This window comes from Actinomadura rudentiformis (genome assembly GCF_008923185.1).
Classification (GTDB): Bacteria; Actinomycetota; Actinomycetes; order Streptosporangiales; family Streptosporangiaceae; genus Spirillospora; species Spirillospora rudentiformis.
On record NZ_WBMT01000005.1, the window covers coordinates 354,548 to 372,707 of the forward strand.

Annotated in this window: 23 protein-coding genes; 11 read left to right on the plus strand and 12 right to left on the minus strand. The window is 70.5% G+C overall.

The window, feature by feature from the left end:
• Positions 1-17: 17 nt before the first annotated feature.
• Positions 18-641, minus strand: a complete 624-nt coding sequence (locus F8566_RS13015; RefSeq protein WP_151560439.1) for a DUF2867 domain-containing protein — start codon at positions 639-641, stop codon at positions 18-20.
• 86 nt (positions 642-727) lie between these two features.
• On the opposite strand from F8566_RS13015, the gene F8566_RS13020 reads away from it, so the two are divergent.
• Positions 728-1,369 (plus strand): TetR/AcrR family transcriptional regulator, encoded by a 642-nt coding sequence (locus F8566_RS13020; RefSeq protein WP_192809651.1) that lies wholly within the window; start codon positions 728-730, stop codon positions 1,367-1,369.
• 8 nt (positions 1,370-1,377) lie between these two features.
• On the opposite strand, the gene F8566_RS13025 is transcribed toward F8566_RS13020, so the two are convergent.
• The 6 genes from F8566_RS13025 to F8566_RS13050 form a co-directional block, all read right to left on the minus strand.
• Entirely contained in the window at positions 1,378-2,238 is an 861-nt protein-coding gene (locus tag F8566_RS13025; protein WP_151560441.1) for an ABC transporter ATP-binding protein, read from the minus strand.
• A 33-nt stretch (positions 2,239-2,271) separates the two neighbouring features.
• Positions 2,272-3,099 carry a hypothetical protein gene (locus F8566_RS13030; protein WP_151560442.1) on the minus strand — a complete coding sequence of 276 codons (828 nt, stop codon included), beginning with the start codon at positions 3,097-3,099 and terminating at the stop codon, positions 2,272-2,274.
• Positions 3,096-3,791, minus strand: a complete 696-nt coding sequence (locus tag F8566_RS13035) for a hypothetical protein (protein WP_151560443.1) — start codon at positions 3,789-3,791, stop codon at positions 3,096-3,098. The genes F8566_RS13030 and F8566_RS13035 overlap by 4 nt, the downstream gene beginning before the upstream one ends.
• Complete coding sequence (locus tag F8566_RS13040; protein ID WP_151560444.1) at positions 3,788-4,774, minus strand: zf-HC2 domain-containing protein; 987 nt, start codon at positions 4,772-4,774, stop codon at positions 3,788-3,790. Before F8566_RS13040 ends, F8566_RS13035 begins: the two co-directional genes overlap by 4 nt.
• Positions 4,771-5,331, minus strand: a complete 561-nt coding sequence (locus tag F8566_RS13045) for an RNA polymerase sigma factor (protein ID WP_151560445.1) — start codon at positions 5,329-5,331, stop codon at positions 4,771-4,773. The genes F8566_RS13040 and F8566_RS13045 overlap by 4 nt, the downstream gene beginning before the upstream one ends.
• A gap of 143 nt (positions 5,332-5,474) precedes the next feature.
• Positions 5,475-5,999 (minus strand): MarR family winged helix-turn-helix transcriptional regulator, encoded by a 525-nt coding sequence (locus tag F8566_RS13050; protein ID WP_151560446.1) that lies wholly within the window; start codon positions 5,997-5,999, stop codon positions 5,475-5,477.
• A gap of 94 nt (positions 6,000-6,093) precedes the next feature.
• Here F8566_RS13050 and F8566_RS13055 point away from each other — a divergent pair, with 94 nt between their 5' ends.
• The 6 genes from F8566_RS13055 (at position 6,094) to F8566_RS13080 (ending at position 11,638) form a co-directional block, all read left to right on the plus strand.
• Positions 6,094-7,035, plus strand: coding sequence for an EamA family transporter (locus tag F8566_RS13055; protein WP_151560447.1), 942 nt, complete (start codon positions 6,094-6,096; stop codon positions 7,033-7,035).
• 2 nt (positions 7,036-7,037) lie between these two features.
• Positions 7,038-7,922, plus strand: coding sequence for an SDR family oxidoreductase (locus tag F8566_RS13060; RefSeq protein WP_151560448.1), 885 nt, complete (start codon positions 7,038-7,040; stop codon positions 7,920-7,922).
• Positions 7,923-7,966: 44 nt separating this feature from the next.
• A complete protein-coding gene (locus F8566_RS13065) occupies positions 7,967-8,941 on the plus strand; it encodes an NHL repeat-containing protein (RefSeq protein WP_151560449.1) in 975 nt (324 codons plus the stop codon).
• 214 nt (positions 8,942-9,155) lie between these two features.
• Positions 9,156-9,632: a GNAT family N-acetyltransferase gene (locus tag F8566_RS13070; RefSeq protein WP_151560450.1), complete on the plus strand. Its 477-nt coding sequence runs from the start codon at positions 9,156-9,158 to the stop codon at positions 9,630-9,632.
• Positions 9,633-9,800: 168 nt separating this feature from the next.
• On the plus strand, positions 9,801-10,880 hold the full coding sequence (locus F8566_RS13075) for a cation diffusion facilitator family transporter (RefSeq protein ID WP_151560451.1): 1,080 nt from the start codon (positions 9,801-9,803) through the stop codon (positions 10,878-10,880).
• Positions 10,881-11,020: 140 nt separating this feature from the next.
• Positions 11,021-11,638, plus strand: a complete 618-nt coding sequence (locus F8566_RS13080; protein WP_192809652.1) for a TetR/AcrR family transcriptional regulator — start codon at positions 11,021-11,023, stop codon at positions 11,636-11,638.
• Positions 11,639-11,655: 17 nt separating this feature from the next.
• On the opposite strand, the gene F8566_RS49820 is transcribed toward F8566_RS13080, so the two are convergent.
• The 4 genes from F8566_RS49820 to F8566_RS13095 all read right to left on the minus strand — a co-directional run bounded on the left by F8566_RS49820 (position 11,656) and on the right by F8566_RS13095 (position 14,325).
• Positions 11,656-11,811: a hypothetical protein gene (locus tag F8566_RS49820; RefSeq protein WP_192809653.1), complete on the minus strand. Its 156-nt coding sequence runs from the start codon at positions 11,809-11,811 to the stop codon at positions 11,656-11,658.
• Positions 11,808-12,575: an ABC transporter permease gene (locus F8566_RS13085; protein ID WP_151560453.1), complete on the minus strand. Its 768-nt coding sequence runs from the start codon at positions 12,573-12,575 to the stop codon at positions 11,808-11,810. The genes F8566_RS49820 and F8566_RS13085 overlap by 4 nt, the downstream gene beginning before the upstream one ends.
• Positions 12,572-13,549 (minus strand): ABC transporter ATP-binding protein, encoded by a 978-nt coding sequence (locus F8566_RS13090; RefSeq protein WP_151560454.1) that lies wholly within the window; start codon positions 13,547-13,549, stop codon positions 12,572-12,574. Before F8566_RS13090 ends, F8566_RS13085 begins: the two co-directional genes overlap by 4 nt.
• 401 nt (positions 13,550-13,950) lie before the next feature.
• The gene (locus tag F8566_RS13095) at positions 13,951-14,325 is read right to left on the minus strand and encodes an arsenate reductase/protein-tyrosine-phosphatase family protein (RefSeq protein ID WP_151560455.1); all 375 of its coding nucleotides are present in this window, start codon (positions 14,323-14,325) and stop codon (positions 13,951-13,953) included.
• A gap of 245 nt (positions 14,326-14,570) precedes the next feature.
• Here F8566_RS13095 and F8566_RS13100 point away from each other — a divergent pair, with 245 nt between their 5' ends.
• From F8566_RS13100 to F8566_RS13115, 4 genes are read left to right on the plus strand one after another with little or no spacing between them, the layout of a single operon-like run.
• Complete coding sequence (locus tag F8566_RS13100; protein WP_225993120.1) at positions 14,571-15,140, plus strand: Chromate resistance protein ChrB; 570 nt, start codon at positions 14,571-14,573, stop codon at positions 15,138-15,140.
• On the plus strand, positions 15,137-15,568 hold the full coding sequence (locus F8566_RS13105; protein WP_151560456.1) for a chromate resistance protein ChrB domain-containing protein: 432 nt from the start codon (positions 15,137-15,139) through the stop codon (positions 15,566-15,568). The genes F8566_RS13100 and F8566_RS13105 overlap by 4 nt, the downstream gene beginning before the upstream one ends.
• A complete protein-coding gene (gene chrA, locus F8566_RS13110; protein WP_151560457.1) occupies positions 15,565-16,968 on the plus strand; it encodes a chromate efflux transporter in 1,404 nt (467 codons plus the stop codon). Before F8566_RS13105 ends, chrA begins: the two co-directional genes overlap by 4 nt.
• A gap of 21 nt (positions 16,969-16,989) precedes the next feature.
• Entirely contained in the window at positions 16,990-17,415 is a 426-nt protein-coding gene (locus F8566_RS13115) for a MerR family transcriptional regulator (RefSeq protein ID WP_151560458.1), read from the plus strand.
• 63 nt (positions 17,416-17,478) lie between these two features.
• On the opposite strand, the gene F8566_RS13120 is transcribed toward F8566_RS13115, so the two are convergent.
• Positions 17,479-18,117, minus strand: coding sequence for a choice-of-anchor M domain-containing protein (locus F8566_RS13120; RefSeq protein ID WP_151560459.1), 639 nt, complete (start codon positions 18,115-18,117; stop codon positions 17,479-17,481).
• Positions 18,118-18,160: the final 43 nt, after the last annotated feature.

The window sequence follows — 18,160 nt, forward strand, 5'->3', positions numbered from 1 at the left end:
AACCCCCATATCGCCACCTATCCGTTACCCACCCCGTAGGTCGCGGCCTTGGTGAGCAGGCGGGTGCGGTCTTGCCAGGCCCGTTCCCATTGGCGGGTCAGTGCCGGGTAGATGATCAGGTAGCGGAACGGTGCGATGAAGGCCATGTAGAGTCGTCCGAACAGCCCGTTCGGTTTGACCAGGGCTGCCATGCGCAGTTCGTATCCGCCGTCGCCGGTCGGCACCCAGCCCAGGTGCATGATGTCGTGGACGGTCTTGTTGGCCAACTCGCGGGCGGCCTCGTTGCCGAGCTGGTACACCTCGGTGAACGGGTCGGTGCAGGGGGTGGCGTCGTTCGCGGTCTGCGCGAGGTCGCACGGGAGGCGGTCGCGCAGCGAGACAACGCGCCTGCCCAGACCCGCCTGGGGGTTGTCCCAGCCGAGCAGGGCGCCGAGCTTCCAGCGCACCGCGAACAGGAACCGGGTCGCGGCGGGTTCCTTGCGAGTGTCATAGGCCGCCTTCAGCGCGTCGAGCATCACGGGGAAGTCGTCGGGTCCGGCGCCGGGGGCACGGAAGGACCACACGTCCTCGATCCGGAAGTCGCGGGTGAACTCGTGGATCCGCCACGGCTGTGCGGTGTGGGCGGCTTTGGGGATTCGCATCTGTCATTCCTTCCGGGCCATCGTCGGCGAAACCACTAGTTTCGGAACCATTGGTTTCGATACTTATGGTTCCGTATGATGGGCGCATGTCCGCTCGAAAGCAAGCCCGAAACCAGGGAGGCCGTCCCCGGGACGGTCGCGTCGATGGCGCCATCGCCTCCGCCGTGCTGGACCTGCTGGCCGAGGTGGGGTACGCCCGGCTCACGATGGGGGAGGTGGCCGCGCGTGCCGGCGTGGGCAAGGCGGCGATCTACCGGCGCCACGCCACCAAGCAAGAGATGATCTTTGACGTCCTCGTGCAGGGCCAGTTCCTGGCCGTGGCGCCCGACCGCGGATCGCTCCGCGCCGACCTGGCCGCCGTGCTCGCCGAGATCGCGGACAGCATGGCCTCACCCCCGCCGGGGACGGTCCCCGGCCTGCTGGCCGATATCCACGCCGACCCCGCGCTGCTTGACCGGTTCGACGCGAAGTACCTCGACGCCCAGCGCCGGACCCTCACCGAGATCCTGGACCGCGCGGTCGCACGCGGCGAGCTCACCACCGGCCCCGACCCGGCCGTCCTCAACGCCCTGCTGGTCGGCCCCATCTTCGCCTGGCTGTTCCTGCTGTCCGAATCCCCGGACCAGCTCCCCGCACTGACCTCCGCACTTGTCGACGCGGCACTCGCCATCACCAGTCCCCGGCCGGCTGCCGCCCCAGACGATTCCGACAGTGAAGTGGCGACGTAGTGCGAGGTTCACCGGGCGGTCAGCGCGAGGTACCCGTCCTCCAAGGCGGGCTCCACCGGCCGCGCCTGCGGCGCCGGCGACGCGGGCGCCACGACCCGGTACCGCATGCCGCCCTCGTGGGGCAGTGCGGACACGACCGTGCCTTCGGCCGGCGGCGGCCCGTCGGTGACGACCGACCACACCCGGCCCCGCGCGCGGTGGGTCAGCTCCTCGACCGTGCCGCGGAAGATGAGCCGGCCCCGGGAGAGCACCGCCACCTCGCGGCAGGTCTGCGCGACGTCGTCGACGATGTGCGTGCTCAGCAGCACGGTGCGCCGGCCGGCGAACTGGGCCAGCAAGGTGCGGAAGCGGATCCGCTCCTCCGGGTCGAGTCCCGCGGTCGGCTCGTCCACGATCAGCAGTTGCGGGTCGGCGAGCAACGCCTGAGCGATGCCGACCCGTTGCCGCATCCCGCCGGAGAAGCCGCGCAGCCGGCGGTCGGCGTCCCCCGTGAGAGCGACCACCTCGAGCAGTTCCCCGATGCGCCGCCGGCGCGCCGTACGGTCGTCCATGCCCTTGAGCAGCGCGAGATAGTCCAGGAACTGGCGTGCCGTCAGGTCGGGGTAGACGCCGAGGTCCTGCGGCAGGTAGCCGAGGCCGCGCTGCACGGCCGTGCGCCCGGCGCCCGTGCTCAGGTCGTGCCCGCCCACGGTGACCCGGCCGGACGTCGGCTGGACCAAGCCGGCGAGGATGCGCATCAGCGTGGTCTTGCCGGCGCCGTTCGCGCCGAGCAGCCCGAACATGCCGGTGGGCACGACCAGGTCCAGGCCGTCGAGGGCGGCCACCCCGCCACGGTACGTCTTCGTCAGGCCGGAGATCTCGATCCGCATCGGTGTCCTCTGTTCGTCGTCGTTCGGGTGGCGTCAGGCTCGGCGGGCTCGTACCGCGTGGCCCCCGGCGAGCGCGGCGGCCGCGAGCACCAGCAGCACCGCGATGGACAGCCAGGCGGTCGCCGGCGTCGGGTCCGGCCGCAGGACGTTCAGCGTGGCGCCGGGCACCGGGCCGGCCAGGGTGTCGTCGCCGTCGATGCCGTGGAAGTCGAGCAGCGCGTCGAGCGGGTAGCCGCCGAGCGGGTGGATGAGGGTCCGCGCGAGCGTCGGCATCATGTCCGGCGCGACCACGTTGCCCCAGAGCCAGTAGCCGACGAAGATCACGCGGAACAGCGGAGCGGGCATGATCAGGGGCACCGTCAGCGCGAAGGCGGCGACGAACAGCAGACCCGGCACGATCACCACGGCGCAGGTGGCCAGCGCCCAGCCGAGCGCGTGCGGGGCGCCGGTGTGCACCGCGTACGCCGCGGCGAGGCCGAAGTACACCGCCAGGATCGGTACGGCCGTCGCGGCCCCCGCACCGAGGTACTTGCCGGCGAGCCGGGCACCCGGCCGCGCGGGCGTGGCGTCCAGGATCGGCGCCACGCGCAGCCCGTCGTCACGGATGAGCCGATCGGCGAGCAGGCAGCCGTACCCGATCGACAACAGCGCGTGCACCTGGACCGCCAGGCCGACGACGGCGGACCTGGCCTCGGCCGGCCGCTCGCCGGGGTCGAACAGGTCACGCAGCAGGCTGCCGCCGATCAGCAGGAACAGCGCGACGGTCAGCGCGGGCACGATCCATACCGACCGTTTGCGGAACTGCATGCGGAACTCGTACCTCAGGCTCGCGCCGAGCGTGCTCGCGGTCTGGCCGGTCATTCTTCCTCCTCGCCTATGAGCCGTTCCGAGCGCGCCAGCAGGACCAGCGTCAGCGCGACGAGCGTGGCCGCCGTGCCGAGCAGCGCCAGCCGGTTCCCGGTCCAGTCGCCGGGCACCGCGCCGCGGGTCGTGGCGAACAGGTAGAGCAGCCTTCCCGGCAGGTGCTGCTGCGCCGGTTCGGCGAAGAACTGCTGGATCGTCCAGAGCGTGGTGACCAGCGCACCGGCCGCCGCCGGGCTGCGGAACACGGCGCCGGCCGCGAAGCCCACGGCGCCCAGGCCGACGGTCGGCGCCGCCCAGGTGAGCTGCCCGGCGAACGGCCCGTGGTTGGCCGGCCAGCGCGCCCACCAGCCGGTCGCGATCAGTACGGCCGCAGTCAGCCCGGCGACCATCGCGGCCCATGCCAGCGTCACCGCCATGCGCCGCAGCAGCGTGACGCGGTACGGCGTGGGCGCGGCGAGCTGCAGTTCCACGGCGGGATCCCGCCCCACCAGCGAGGCGCAGCCGACACCGGCGGCGAGCGGAACCGCCATCTCCAGGGCGCCGAGCAGGATGCGGGCCGTCGTCGTGTCGCCCGGCTGCGGGTTGGCGAACGCGGCCGAGACGCCCAGTGTGACGGCGATCGGCGGACCGAGCAGGGCCGCCCATCCCGCCCGGCGCGCCTCGTACCACCAGAGCGTCATTGGTCTCACGTCTGATGGGTAGCGCGCCGGCCGCCGTGCGGTTCACCGCCGAACGGACCAATGCGCCCGGCCATCACCACGGCGGCGACCCCGAACACGGCGCTCACGGCAAGGACCGCCGCGTTCGTGGACCAGGCGTCCAGGATGAACCTCGTCGGCCAGTCGTCGCGGACGAGCACGCCGCCCGCCAGCACTCGTACCGCCCACAGCCCGACGGCTGCGCCGAGCGCGACGTCCGGACCGAACCGGACGGCGACCAGCAGGCTGACCGAGGACAGCAGCGCCATCGGACCGAGCCAGGCGGCGATCAGCGCGTGCAGGCTCGCCGCCCCGTCCGGCGCGGCGGCGGCCAGCACGGCGGAGGCCGCCACCGCGAGCACCAGGTCGTACCCGAACACCAGCGCGAGGCGTACCAGCAGCAACAGCGGTCCCGCCGTCGGGGTGGCGGCGACCAGTTCGGTGGCCGGGTCGCGTCGTGACCGGTACGTGCCGGCGACACCCGCCGCAGCCACGATCGGGGCGACCAGCGCGAGCACCATGTCGGCGCCGGTCTCGGGACGCGCGGCGGCCGTCGTCTGAACCAGGACGACGGCCACGCCGAGCGCCATCACCAGCGCCGAGGCGACGGGCACGGCCAGCCGGATCAGCCGGGCCTCGGCGACGACCAGCGCGGCGGCGTACCGCAGGCGTCTCGTCCAGGGACCGTCACCCGGTGGGCCGGCGGGCTCCTCGATCGCGCTCCGGATCAGCACGGCCCGCACCATCCGCGCGGCGTCCGGTGCCGCGGCGTCCGGTGCCGCGGCGTCCGGTGCCGCGTCGACCGGGGCCGCGTCGACCGGGGCCGCGTCGACCGGGGCAACGGCGTCCGCAATCGCCCGCCAGGCGGTGAGGTCCGCGCGGCAGCGCGCGCAGTCCGCCAGGTGTGCGCGGACCCGGTCACGGTCTGCACCACTCAGCGAGCCGGCGGCGTACGCGGGCAGCATCTCGTTCATTCGGGCACCTCCTGAGCGGTGAGCGCGGCGGCGACGGCGGCCCGGGCGTGATGCAGCCGGCTCTTCACCGTGCCGACGGGAATCGCGAGCACCTCGGCGACGTCGGCGAGCGGCAGGCCGGCCACGAACACCAGGGCGATCACGTCGCGGTGGTGGTCGGGCAGCCGGCCGACGGCGGCGGCCACCGGTGTGCCGCCCGCCGCCGCGATCGCCACCTCGTCGGGGCCGGCGCCCTGGTCGGGCCGATCGGGCAGGGGGACGCCGATGGTCTCCGGGCCGGACCGGCCGCGCAACCGGTTGTGCGCCTGGCGGCGGGCGACCCCGAACAGCCATGTGGTCGCCTTCGAGCGGCCCTCGAAGGCGGCGGCCGACCGCCAGACCGCCAGCATCGTGTCCTGGAGGATCTCCTCGGCGGCCATCCGGTCGCCGGCCAGCTGGTACAGGTAGCCGAACAGCGCGCCCGCGTGCCGCTCGTAGAGCCGGGTCAGCGCGGACGCGTCGCCGGCGGCGACCGAGCGCAACAGCGCCTCGTCGCTGCCCGCCTCGGGCCGCGCCATCCGCACACCTCCTCCGTCTGAAGGTAGGTAGCGAGCCGAGGGGCGAACGGTTCACCGAGCCTGGGCTCACCGCGCCTTCGGTGGCCGCGTTCGCGCCTGAAGCGATGATGACGTGAAACGCCGTCTCCGGAACGCCCGGAGGCTCAGGCGTCGCCCACTGCCCTGGGGTCGCTCGCCTCGTCGCCGAGGCTGAGCAGCAGGGTGCGCAGGGTCGCGGCGAGGTCGTCCTGTTGGTGCTGGTCGAGTGCGGCGAGGATGCGTCGTGAGTTGTCCAGGTGGGCTGCGACGGCGCGGTCGATGAGCTCGCGGCCGGCAGGTGTGAGAGCGACGATGACGGTGCGCCGGTTGGCGGGGTCGACGTCGCGGGTGACGTAGCCCTTGGCGACGAGCCGGTCGAGCCGGTTGGTGATGGCGCCCGCGGTCTTCATCGAGTGGCGGGCCAGCGCGCCGGCGGTCATGCCGTCGGGCGGGCCGGCGCGGCGGAGGGTGCCGAGGACGTCGAACTCGCCCATCTGCAGCCCGAACTCGCTGAAGAGCGTTTGGAACTCGCGCTCGGCGATCCGGGTCAGCCGGGAGAGGCGGCCGAGGACCTGCACAGGGGTCGCGTCAAGGTCGGGCCGGGCGCGAGCCCACTGCTCCACGATGAGGTCGACGGCATCACGTGCCACGAGCACTCCTCAAGGTTGAACTGTTTGACGTCAACGTATCACCGGGCATACGGTCGGCAACGTTGAAGATTTCAACGTTGAAAGGTTGGCTTACATGGGCACCGTGTCGCATGCCGCGCCCGCCCCGCTCGCGCCCGCCGGCGGCACTGTGGGACTGACCGCGTTGACCGCGGCCGCTCCGGTCAGCTGGGGCACCACGTACCTGGTCACCACCGAGTTCCTGCCACCCGGCCACCCGCTGGTGTCCGGGGTGATCCGCGCACTGCCGGCGGGGCTGATCCTGCTCGCCATCACGCGCCGGCTGCCGCACGGCACGTGGCTGTGGCGCTCGTTGCTGCTCGGCACCCTCAACATCGGTGCGCTCTTCGCCCTGCTGTTCGTCGCCGCCTACCGGCTGCCGGGCGGCGTCGCGGCGACCCTCACCGCCGCCCTGCCGTTGTTCGTCATCGGCCTGGCCTTCCTGCTGCTCGGTGAGCAGCCCACGCGCTGGCGGCTCGGCTGGGCCCTGATCGGCGTGGTGGGCGTCGGGCTGATGGTCCTGCGCGGCCAGTTCGCCTTCGACCTGCTCGGCATCCTGGCCGGCCTCGCAGCCGCCGGCGTGCTGGCCGGTGGGATCGTGTTGACCAAACGCTGGGGACGCCCGGAGGGCGCCGGCGCGGCGACCATCGCCGGCTGGCAGCTCACCGCCGGCGGTCTCGTGCTCGTTCCGCTCGCCCTTGCGTTCGAGGGGCTTCCGCCCGGGCTGGATCTTCGTGCGGTCGGCGGCTACGCGTGGCTGTCCGTTGTGGCCGCCCTGCTTTCCTTCCCGATCTGGTTCCACGGCATCGGCCGGCTGCCCGTGGTCGCCGCGGCGTTCCTCGCTCTGCTGTCACCGACGGTCGCCACGATCCTGGGCTGGCTGTTCCTCGGTGAATCCCTGACGCCGTTGCAGGGCGTCGGGTTCGTTCTCGCGCTGACCGCCATCGCCGCCGCTCAGCTGACCCCCGACGTCCTCCGCAGCCTGGCCCGTGTCCCCGCCGCCACCAAAGGAGAATGATCATGGCGCGTACCGTACTGATCACCGGAGCCACCGGCACCGTGTCCACCGCGCTGATGAACGCGCTGGAAGGCGCCGACGTCGACCTGCGAGCCCTGGTCCGCGACCAATCCAAAGCAAAGCGCCTGCGTGAGCAGGGCGCCGCGGTTTTCGTCGGGGACCTTGATGACCCCGGGTCGCTGCCGCCCGCCTTTGAGGGTGTGCAGGACGTGTGGCTGCTCACCCCGAACGGTCCGCGTGCTCCGGAGAACAGCATGAACGCCGTGTGGGCGGCACGCCAGGCCGGTGTGGACCGCATCGTGCGGTTGTCGGTCGTCGGCGCGGCCCACGACGCGCCGACCCGCAGTGGCAGGCTGCACGCCCTGTCGGATCAGGAGCTCCAACGATCCGGCCTGGGCTGGACGATCCTGCGCCCGCACTGGTTCATGCAGAACCTGCTGAACGAAGCCGCCGACATCGCCGCCACCGGCACCTTCTCGCTGAACATGGCCGCAGCCCGCCTGGGCATGATCGACGCACGCGACATCGCCGACACCGCCGCCCGCGTGCTGCTGGAGGACCCCGGCCGCCACCACGGCCAGATCTACACCCTCACCGGCCCCCGCGCACTGACGTTCGACCACGTCGCCCACCACCTGGCAGCCGCCCTCGACAGGCCCATCAGCTACCTGCCGGTCAGCGACGACGCCAAGCGCAAGACCCTGCTCGGCTACGGCTTGCCGGCCTGGACCATCGACATGCTCCAGGAATACGCACAGGCCTATGTGTCCGGCTGGGGAGACTTCACCACCGACACCGTCACCGACCTCCTGGGCCACCCACCACGCGACATCGCCGACTTCGCCCACGACCACACCGAAGCGTTCACCCCAGCCAACGACAACTGAAACCGCCGCCCGCAGCCACGCACCCGCGTCAAGGAGAGCGCCTCATGCGACCTCAGAGAACATCCGCCGTGCTCGTGCTCGGGCTGGTCGCCGCGATGGCCGCACCGGCCCAGGCGTCCGCCGACCACCAAGCCCGCGGCCACCGCCCCGAGGCGACGGTGTTCCCGACCACGATCGGGCTTCCGAACGGGTTCCGCCCCGAGGGCATCGCGATCGGACCCGGCCCGGTCGCCTTCGTCGGCTCCCGGGCCGACGGTTCGATCTACCGCGCCGACCTGCGCACCGGACGGGGCGCGATCGTCAGCCGAGGACCCGGCACACCGGCCCTCGGGCTGAAGACCGACTCGCGCGGACGGCTGTTCGTGGCGGGCGGTGAGGGCGGTGACGCACGGGTCATCGACATCCGCACCGGCCGGGTGCTGGCCTCCTACCGGCTGGCCACCGGTCCGGCGTTCGTCAACGACGTCACCCTCACCCAGGGCGCGGCGTGGTTCACCGACTCCACCAACCCGGTGCTCTACAAGCTGCCGCTACGCGGGGGACGGCTACCCGCCGCCGCAACGCGAATCCCGCTCACGGGCGACCTGGCGTACGGCACCGGCTTCAATGCCAACGGCATCACACCAACCCCCGACGGCCGAGGCCTGATCATCGTCCAGTCCAACACCGGCCGGCTGTTCCGTGTCAGCCGGACCGGTACGACCCGCCGGGTGAACCTGCACGGCGAGTCACTGCCCAACGGCGACGGCCTTCTGCTGCACGGCCGCACGTTGTACGCAGTGCAGAACCGCGACAACACCGTGGCCGTCCTGCGGTTGAACGCGGCAGGGACCAGCGGCCGTGTCGTACGGCGGGCGACTGACACCCGGTTCGACGTACCGACGACCGTGGCCGCCGTCGGCTCCCGGCTGTACCTCCCCAACGCCCGCTTCACCACACCGCCGACCTCGAAGACCCCGTACAACGCCGTTTCCATCCCCCGCCCGGATTCTGCGCGAGTTCACAACGATGATCTATAGGCGAGCGGGTCGCCAGGGCCCGTCGGGAGGTGTTCGGGCAGGTGCGCCCGGCGGCCACCCTGGTGGAGGTGATGGCGAGATATCAGCGGACATCGGCGTTCACACCGCTGGCTCCGGATGGTGACCACCAGCACCATTGATCACATGAGCGCTGTTCTCTCCATCGCCCTGGCCGCACCTGGCGACACGGTCGCCCATTTCTCCACCGTCAGCTGTGGCTGCTGACGGGCGCCCGACCGAGGCGTACACGATCCGTCCGGTCCAGCCAGAAGACCTCGCGGAGCTGGCGCTGCTGTGTGCCGCACACGCCGAGTTCGAGCGCGCGGCGCCGCCACTCCACGACCTCGCCGACCGCCTGCGGCCGGCATTGTTCGCGCCACAACCCCGGCTGTGGTGCCTGGTCGTCTGCGCGGCGGACGAGCTCGTGGGCTACCTCTCCTACACGCTCGAATTCTCCACATGGCAGGCAGCGGAATTCCTCCACATGGACTGCGTCTTCCTCACCGAGGCTTACCGTGGCCGCGGTCTGGGAGCCGAACTGCTGGACCACCTGCGCGGCATCGCTCGGCAAATCGGCGTGACACAGATCCAATGGCAAACCCCCTCCTGGAACAACGATGCCATCCGGTTCTACGACAGATCCGGCGCGCACGGCGAGCCCAAGATCCGCTACACCCTCCGCGAAACCTGACGTCCAGCGCCCCGAACGACCCCTGCGACGCCCAAGACCCCTAGGCAATCAAGGCAGGCGGTTTCTGGTGGCTGTTGGCACTTGCAATGGACTGGCACCTGCCTTGTAGCCGCGTGCGCACATGTCTACATATGTTGGCCAGAACACCATCTGCAAGGGAGGAGCGCAGTGTCCGACACCCACAAGAGACAGCGCCCGCACGGGCACCCTCACGGCCACGGCCATGCGCACGGGCACGGTCATGGACGGGACGCCGGGGCGGTCCGGTCGCTGCTGGGTCGGGTCCGGCATCTGCTCACACCGCACAGCCACGACAGCGCGGACAAGACCGATGAGGCGTTGGAGTCCAGCGGGCGCGGGCTGCGCGTGCTCGGGTTGTCGTTCGGGATCTTGATGATCACGGCGGCGATCCAGGCAGTGATCGTGGTGTTCTCGGGGTCGGTCGCGTTGCTGGGAGACACGCTGCACAACGTGGCGGACGCGTTGACGGCGGTGCCCTTGGCCATCGCGTTCCTGATCGGGCGGCGGGCGGCCACGCGGCGGTTCACCTACGGGTACGGGCGGGCGGAGGATCTCGCTGGCCTGGTCATCGTGGTGATCATTGCTGGGTCGGCGGCGCTGGCCGGGTACGAGGCGTTCCGGCGCCTGGTCGATCCGCAGGATGTTCGCGCGCTGTGGTGGGTCGCCGCCGCGGCCGTGGTCGGCTTTCTGGGGAACGAGTGGGTGGCGCGCTATCGGATCAAGGCGGGCCGGGAGATCGGCTCGGCGGCGCTGGTCGCCGACGGGCTCCATGCTCGCACCGACGGCTTCACCTCACTGGCGGTCCTGGCCGGTGCGGCCGGGGCCGCGCTCGGGTATCCGATCGCCGATCCGATCATCGGGCTGCTCATCACGGTGGCGATCTGTTTCGTGCTGCGGGATGCGATCAGGGAGATCTATCACCGGCTGATGGACGCGGTGGATCCCGCGCTGGTCGCCGAGGCCGAGCAGATCCTGGCTCAGGTGGACGGCGTCCGGCGGGTCGGCCGTGTGCGGTTGCGCTGGGTCGGTCATGCGCTGCGTGCCGAGACCGACATCGTGCTGGCGCCGGATCTGTCGTTGGCGCAGGCGCATGCCGTGGCGGTGGACGCCGAGCACAGGCTCATTCATGACCTGCCCCGCCTGCGCGCGGCCACGGTGCATACCGATCCTGACAGTCATGACGGAACTGACCACCATGCCGTGCTGCACGGGCATCACACCGTCTGATGGCAGGCCTCAGCCGGTGGAGTTGATGAGGGTCTTCAGCATGAGGGCGGAGATGCCGGGTTCGAGCGGCTCCTCGACATACTTGGCCGCGCGGGAAGGTGAAGACGTGTGCATGAGCTGTGTCTCCTACCATGCAGAACGTGCCTCGCATCTCCGGAAGCCCTGACCAGCATCGCACCGCCACCCGGAAGAAGATCCTTGTTGCGGTCCGGGACGTGATGGCCTCCGACGGGGTGGACAAGCTGACGATGGCCGAGGTTGCGGGACGGGCGGGGTTGCACCGCAGCGTTGTCTACAACTACTTCCCGGATGTCAGGGCGTTGCTGATCGCCCATGCGCGGTACGAGACCGAACGGTTCATGGACGAGCTGACCGGGGCGCTGGGCTCTGCCGCGACGGCGACCGAGCAGATCGTCGCCTACGTTCACCAGCAGCTCGCCGACTTCGCGGCCTACCCACAGCCCGCCGGGCCCGAGCTCGCCACCCTGCTTGGACCCGACGGCTACCGGGAGATGCATGCGCACGTTCAGCCTCTCGGCATGCTCCTCACTGACATCATCCGGGCAGGGGTGGAGGCGGGGGAGTTCGCACCGAGTGATCCGGCGGCCACCGCCAACCTCGTTCATGCGTGCCTGGGGGCGGAACGGTTTCCGCTCGGGCAGGGCCACCGTGACCTTGAGGAGACGACCGAACGGGTCACCACCTTCGTCCTGCGCAGCCTCGGTGCCGAGACCAACGGCGGACGATCGGATGTGTAGCGACCGTTCCATCGGTGTCAGATGCCGGAGTAGGAGTGCTCGGCGGCGAGCCCACGGCTGGTCATCTGGCCGAGGTGCAGTAGCCAGCCGACGAGGGTGAGCGACACCGCGCCGCGCGCCAAGAGCCGGGCGGCGGGCATCGGCGGGCATGGTGCGAGGTCCTCCTTGGTCACTGATCGAGGGCCTTGCGGTAACTGCGGGCGGCGACAGCGAGGCAGCAGGCGCCGAAGGCGGCTGATCCGGCCAGACGGGTGGCGATCCCCGGCCAGCCCGGCGTGCTCGTCAGAGCGCTGGCGAGTGCGTCGATGTCGTAGGTGAGTGGCAGCGCGGCTCTGACCGGACGCAGCACGGACGGCCAGGAGGCGGGCGGGATCACGCCCAGCATGAGCACGAGCGTGAACCCCAGTTGGCCGGCCAGCGTGGCGATCTCCGGACGGGAGGGCATCAGCCCGCACAACGCACCGATCCCGCTGAACGTGATGCCGCACGTCACCGTCGTGACGACCAACATCCAGCCGTGGGTGACCGGCAGATCGAACAGGGCCGTCCCGATCGCCGCCGTGACGACCGCACCCGGAATCGCGAACGTGACGTACCCGCTCGACAGTCCCAGCACGACCGCGGCTGGCCGGATCGGGAGGCTGCCGTAGTAGTCGAGCCCACCGCCGGATTTGAGCGCCCCGAACCGCTGGGCGAGCAGGTTGAGGGCCAGGAACGCCACCACGCCCAGGGCCGCTCCGGCGACGATCGTGGCCCGTGACTCCTCGGCAGCCGTTCCACCGGTGCCGTGCAGCAGCACGACGATGCCCACCGACTGCAGCGTGCCGACTACGGCCATCGCACCGCCGCCCGCCTTGGCCCGGCTGAGCTGCGCACTGTAGATGGCCGCAACCGCGACCGCGAGCGGTGTCGGGCCGCTCCGTCCAGCGACGCTCACTGCTCCTCACCCGCCAGCAGCACGTCCTCCAGTGAAGGCGTGCGGAGCGTGAAATCGTCGAGCGCCGCGAACGCCGGCCCGTCCAAGAGTTCCGACAGCAGACCCCGGGCCTCAGCGCTCGGCAACCGCAACGACCAGCGCCGTCCCGACATCACCGCGCGAGCGGTGATCGCCTCCGGCAGTGGTTCCGGCGGAACATCCCGCCACGCCAGATCCAGCCGCACGTCGTCACCGAGTTCGGCCTTCAGCCCACCCGGAGTGTCGTAGCCCGCCATCCGGCCGCCGCGCAGCACAAGCACTCGATCGAGCACGGTCTCCGCCTCGGCCACGTTGTGCGTGACCAGCACGATGGCGACCCCGGCATCACGACGGCGCCGCAGCGCGCCCCACACCCGGTGCCGGGTGTCGACGTCCAGCCCGGTCGTCGGCTCGTCCAGCACCAGAACCCGGCGGTCGCCCGCCAGCGCGGTCGCCACTTCCGCCAGGCGCCGCTGCCCACCCGACAGCCGCCCGATCCGGCGGTCGGCGAGCGGAGTGAGAGCGAGCTCGTCCAGCAACCGCGCGGCCTCGCCGCGCGCCTGCTTCCGCCGGATCCCACGAAGCCGGGCGGTCGTCTCCACTGCCACCCGAACGCTCATGTCCGACAGGGCGCTCTCGGCCTGGGGCAGATAAGCGACATGTTCGGCCGCCTTCCGCGGTTCCTGACCGATCTCAGTGCCGAGCAGCCGCACGGTTCCGGCATCTGGCCGGAGCAACCCGACCAGGTGCCGCACCAACGTGGACTTGCCGGCGCCATTACGCCCCAGCACGCCGAACACCTCGCCCGCCCGAACCTCGAAGCCCACCCCGTCCAGCGCCCGCGCGGCATCACCATAGCTCTTGCCCAGACCGGCGACCTCATAGAGGGGACAGTCGTCGGCCTTCACCGCATCAAAAGTCGCGCCGGCCGCCGTGGCGTACTGGCTCACTGGCATGATCACCTCCATCGACAAACTGATACTACGGGTTGTAGTAGCACTTTGTCGGCATCTTCTCGGCTTTGGTTCTTTGGGGCTCGGGTGAGCGGAAGGCTCGCCGTCACAGAGTTGGTCGCCGAGTCCAGGGGACGATGTCCGAGTTCGGCCTACTTTGGGCCAGATTCGCGCTCGTTGTCGATCACTATGAGTGTGGACAACGCCGACGTACCTCGCCCGCCCCGGTGACGACCTGCCGCTGGAGTGCGCCAGCCGGCGAACGTGCCGTTCAGCACAGGTTCGGTCCAGAGACGGAGTCGCTCGGCACGATCAAACAGGACGGTCGAGGTGCGGTGCGCAGTGCTCCGGAGACGGACGGAGCCGTGGGAGGGACGCCCGGGATCGGAGCATCCGGTGGTCACTCACCGCACGGCTCGCCTGCCGAGCAGTTCCCCAGCCAACGCCGCAGTCAGACCACGCAGTTCCTCGCGCACCGCCGGGCCAGGCCACGACTCGGTCAACGTCCATCGGCGAGCACCGGCGACCTCGCAGTCGATCGCCACAATCACATCGCCGCTCGCCGCCCGAGTAAGCCGGCGCGGTGCGGAATGATCCAGCAACACCCCGGCGGCGTCATCGGCCAACAGAGCCACCGCATGCTCGCTGACCTGCTCTTGCGGCTCCAGCCCGGCTGAGCTCGCCTGCCAACCTGCGCCGGCGGCGACCTCGAACAGCGCTGCTGTCACCCGGCTCTTACCCGCCCCATGCGGACAGACGAACACCACCGTGTGTGCCACCACGCCCCTCCAACGTTCGGCAACAAACGTCCCGCCCAATGTAACCGTGGTTGCACTGATGTACCGACTGTCGATCCCCTGGCGGAGACGGCCCCGGTTTGGCAGGGGGTGATGGAGGCGTGCAACCATGGTTACATGCCCTGTGATACGGCGGTCCCGCACATCGACGATGTGGTGGTCGTGCTGATCGCCGCTGCCGGGCTGTCCAGAGTGGCGCGCGTGCTCGGTGTGGGTGAGCGGTGCGAGTGACCCCACCACCATCCGCGCAGGCGGCCGGGCAGCACGGTCCTGGGGAATGGGTGTTGTTGTCCTACCGGCTGCCGCGCGAGCCTTCGACGCCGCGCATCAGTGTGTGGCGCAAGCTCAAGAGGCTGGGGGTCGCGCAGATCTCCGACGGGCTGGTGGCGCTGCCCGCTGATGCGCGCACCCGTGAGCACCTTGAGTGGATCGCCGATGAGGTGACCGACGCCGGCGGCAACGCCACCATCTGGTTCGCTCGCCCCGCCACCCTCGCCCAAGAGCGCGAGCTGGCCGCGCAGATGGCGGCCGCCCGCGCCGCCGAGTACGCCGCCGTCGCGGCCCGGGCCGGCCAAGCCGCCGAGGCCACCGAACCCGGCTCGGCGGCCGCACTGGCGGCGCTGCGGCGGCTGCGGGCTGAGCTGCGCCGGATCGCGCGGCGCGACTACTTCCCGCCCGCCGAACGCCAGCACGCCCGTGCCGCAGTCGAGGCCCTGACCACCGGCACCCCAGCCGGCGACGCGGCCGCCGAGCCCTCCCCACCAGTCCCCACATCCCAGGAGACGCCACAACCATGAGATGGGCGACCCGTGCCGGGATCCATATCGACCGTGCCGCGTGCGCATGGTTGATCCGCCGTCACCTCGACGAATCGGCCGAATTCGTCTTCGTCACCGATCCCGCCGAGGTGCCTGATGGCGCGACCCCGTTCGACATGCGCGGAGCCGAGCTTGGACACCACGGCGCCGACTGCAGTTTCGAGACCATCTTGCGTCGCTACGACATGGCCGATCCGGTGCTGTGGCGGATCGCCGAGATCGTGCACGAGGCCGACCTGGACGACGAACGCTACGACGCCCCTGAGGCGGTGGGATTCGACGTCGCACTGCGCGGACTGTCGATGGTCTGCGACGACGACCGCGTCATCGAGCTCACCAGACCGCTGTTCGACGGGCTGTACGAATACCTCCGCCGCGCCACGCTCCTGGGACGAGACCCTGCATGACGACCGAGCCGACATCCTCCACATCGCCGGTGCCCGGTTCGGCGACCGGGCCTGAGGGCACTGCCGACGTGGTGCCCTTCCGGCACGCCGTACGGGCCTGGTTCGCCGTCTCACTGCAGACCTTCGGTGGCCCCGCCGGGCAGATCGCCGTCATGCAACGCACCCTGGTGGAGGAGCGCCGCTGGATCGGCCAGCAACGCTTCAACCACGCCTTGTCGTACTGCATGCTGCTGCCCGGCCCCGAGGCCCAGCAACTGGCGATCTACGTGGGCTGGCTGCTCAACGGGACCCGAGGTGGCCTGGTGGCGGGCACCTTGTTCGTCCTGCCTGGTGTGCTGGCTCTGCTCGCGTTGTCCGCGATCTATGTCGGCTGGGGCACCACCACTCTGATCACCGGCCTGTTCGCCGGTCTGGCCCCGGCCGTGCTCGCCATCGTCGCCCAGGCCGTCATGCGCGTCGGGCGCCGTTCCCTCACCCATCCCGTCCTGATCGTGCTGGCGGTCGCCTCGTTCGCCGCGCTCGCGGTGTTCGCCGTCCCGTTTCCCGTCGTCATCGCCGCGGCTGCTCTGGCCGGATGGTTGCTGGCCCGCGCCCGCCCGCACATCTTCACCCTCAAGAAAGGCCACGGCAGTGACGATGGCCCGCCACCGCTGATCTCCGACGACGCCCTGCACCACGAACCTCCCAGCTGGCGCCGAGCCCTCAAGGTCCTGGCGGTCGGGCTGGTGGCCTGGGGCATTCCGCTGGCCATCGTGGCCGCGGCGACCGGCGCTGGCAGCGTGTTCACCACCCAGGGTCTGTACTTCTCCGGTGCCGCCCTGGTCACCTTCGGCGGCGCGTATGCCGTGCTCGCCTACGTCGCCCAAAGCGCCGTGCACACCTACGGCTGGCTCAACCCCGGCGAAATGGTCCGTGGTTTGGCCCTGGCCGAGACCACCCCTGGCCCTCTCATCATGGTCGTGCAGTTCGTCGCGTTCGTCGGCGCCTACCGCGACCCGGGCGACCTCGACCCGTGGACCGCCGCCCTGCTCGGTGCGCTGCTGACCACCTGGGTCACGTTCGTGCCCTGCTTCGTGTTCATCTTCCTCGGCGCCCCATCGGTCGAACGGCTCCGCGGCAACAAGTCGATCTCAGCAGCCCTCACCGGCATCACCGCCGCCGTCGTCGGCGTCATCGCCAACCTCGCCCTCTACTTCGCCGTCCACACCCTCTTCCGCACGACCGACGACCGCGACTGGGGGCCCGTTCACCTCCAGGTCCCCGACCTGACCACCTGGCGCCCGACGGCATTGGCCATCACGCTCGCCGCCCTGCTCATGATCTTCCGGCTCCGGTGGAGTGTGCTGCGCACCCTCGGTGCCTGCGCCGCCCTGGGCCTGGTCACCACACTTGTGTGGTGACCGTCCGGGGAAGCACTCCTGGTGGCGACGAGGATCGTCGACAGCAGCAGTGCGGCGGCGCCTCCCGCGAGCAGGGACAGGAGCAGCACGTCGGACTGCCACTGGTGCGGGTGCGCGTACGGCTTGGGGACCTGGATCATCGCACTGCGCCAGCTCGGAATGCCCCTGCGTGAAATCGCCCAGACCCTCGACGGGGACGTCAACGACCTTGCCGACAAGATCAAAGCCGAGGTCCATCGGGAGACCGATCCAGCCGACCAGGCGGCACAAGCCCTCACCCGTCAATGGGACGGGGCGATGCACGAGATGACCGGCGGCGACAGGCGCATGGTGTCGGCGATCCACGCAAAGATCGGCGGCAAGGGACCGGAGGCCGCCACCAACGGCATCCTGGACACCGAAGTTCGCCGGGGACGGTGTGGTGTCGGCCCGGGGTTTGCGACGTAGGGGCGGTCTCACCTGCGGGAGGCCGCCCCCGCGCTTGTCAGTACTCGTTGTCCGGTGGGTGGATCAGTTGAGGACTTGGAAGGTGAAGGAGACGTTGCCTGAGGTCTTGGTGGTCGTGGTCCCGGCGAGGGTTCCGGTCACCTTGAAGGTCACCGTGTAGGTGCCAGCGGTGTTGAACGCCCAGTTGGCGTGGGAGTGAGCCTTGGCGGAGACGAGCTGGGTCTTCGGACCCGCGCTGCGGCTGTGGAACCTGACGGTGGGGTTGCCGAGGGTGGTGGTGTAAATGCTGAACTGGCCGCCGGTCACGCTCACCAATTCGAAGGTGAGCTGGTTATTGGTGAAGACGCCGGTGGCCACGTCGTTGGCATTCCAGCCCGCCCACAGCAGCCCGGCGACCTGGTTCTGCGGTAGCACCCAGACGGTCGAGCCCGCAGCGCCCAGGAAGCTCCACTGAGAGCCGCCGGGCACAGTGATCTTGGCTGCGGCCGGGACTTGGAGGACGACGTCGGCGGGACTGCGTTCTACCGCGGTACCCGTGGTCTCGTCACGGACCTGGACGGCGAGGTTGCCGGAGGCGTAGTTGACGTCGATGACGTCGACGTGCCCGCTGGTCAGGGTGACAGCCGCGCTGGCGGGTGCGGCGGTGGCCAGCAGTGCGACGACTGTGGCGACGAGCGCGACGACGGCCCGGGCTCCGAGCATGGCCGTGCTCCTACGGGTCGAAGGGATGTGAGGCGTCATTTCC

Bases quoted from the DNA above. Each gene is read 5' to 3' on its own strand.
- F8566_RS13015 (WP_151560439.1), bottom strand. From the start codon at position 641: ATGCGAATCCCCAAAGCCGCCCACACCGCACAGCCGTGGCGGATCCAC.
- F8566_RS13020 (WP_192809651.1), top strand. From the start codon at position 728: ATGTCCGCTCGAAAGCAAGCCCGAAACCAGGGAGGCCGTCCCCGGGAC.
- F8566_RS13025 (WP_151560441.1), bottom strand. From the start codon at position 2,238: ATGCGGATCGAGATCTCCGGCCTGACGAAGACGTACCGTGGCGGGGTG.
- F8566_RS13030 (WP_151560442.1), bottom strand. From the start codon at position 3,099: ATGACCGGCCAGACCGCGAGCACGCTCGGCGCGAGCCTGAGGTACGAG.
- F8566_RS13040 (WP_151560444.1), bottom strand. From the start codon at position 4,774: ATGAACGAGATGCTGCCCGCGTACGCCGCCGGCTCGCTGAGTGGTGCA.
- F8566_RS13045 (WP_151560445.1), bottom strand. From the start codon at position 5,331: ATGGCGCGGCCCGAGGCGGGCAGCGACGAGGCGCTGTTGCGCTCGGTC.
- F8566_RS13055 (WP_151560447.1), top strand. From the start codon at position 6,094: ATGGGCACCGTGTCGCATGCCGCGCCCGCCCCGCTCGCGCCCGCCGGC.
- F8566_RS13060 (WP_151560448.1), top strand. From the start codon at position 7,038: ATGGCGCGTACCGTACTGATCACCGGAGCCACCGGCACCGTGTCCACC.
- F8566_RS13065 (WP_151560449.1), top strand. From the start codon at position 7,967: ATGCGACCTCAGAGAACATCCGCCGTGCTCGTGCTCGGGCTGGTCGCC.
- F8566_RS13090 (WP_151560454.1), bottom strand. From the start codon at position 13,549: ATGCCAGTGAGCCAGTACGCCACGGCGGCCGGCGCGACTTTTGATGCG.
- F8566_RS13105 (WP_151560456.1), top strand. From the start codon at position 15,137: ATGAGATGGGCGACCCGTGCCGGGATCCATATCGACCGTGCCGCGTGC.
- chrA (WP_151560457.1), top strand. From the start codon at position 15,565: ATGACGACCGAGCCGACATCCTCCACATCGCCGGTGCCCGGTTCGGCG.
- F8566_RS13120 (WP_151560459.1), bottom strand. From the start codon at position 18,117: ATGCTCGGAGCCCGGGCCGTCGTCGCGCTCGTCGCCACAGTCGTCGCA.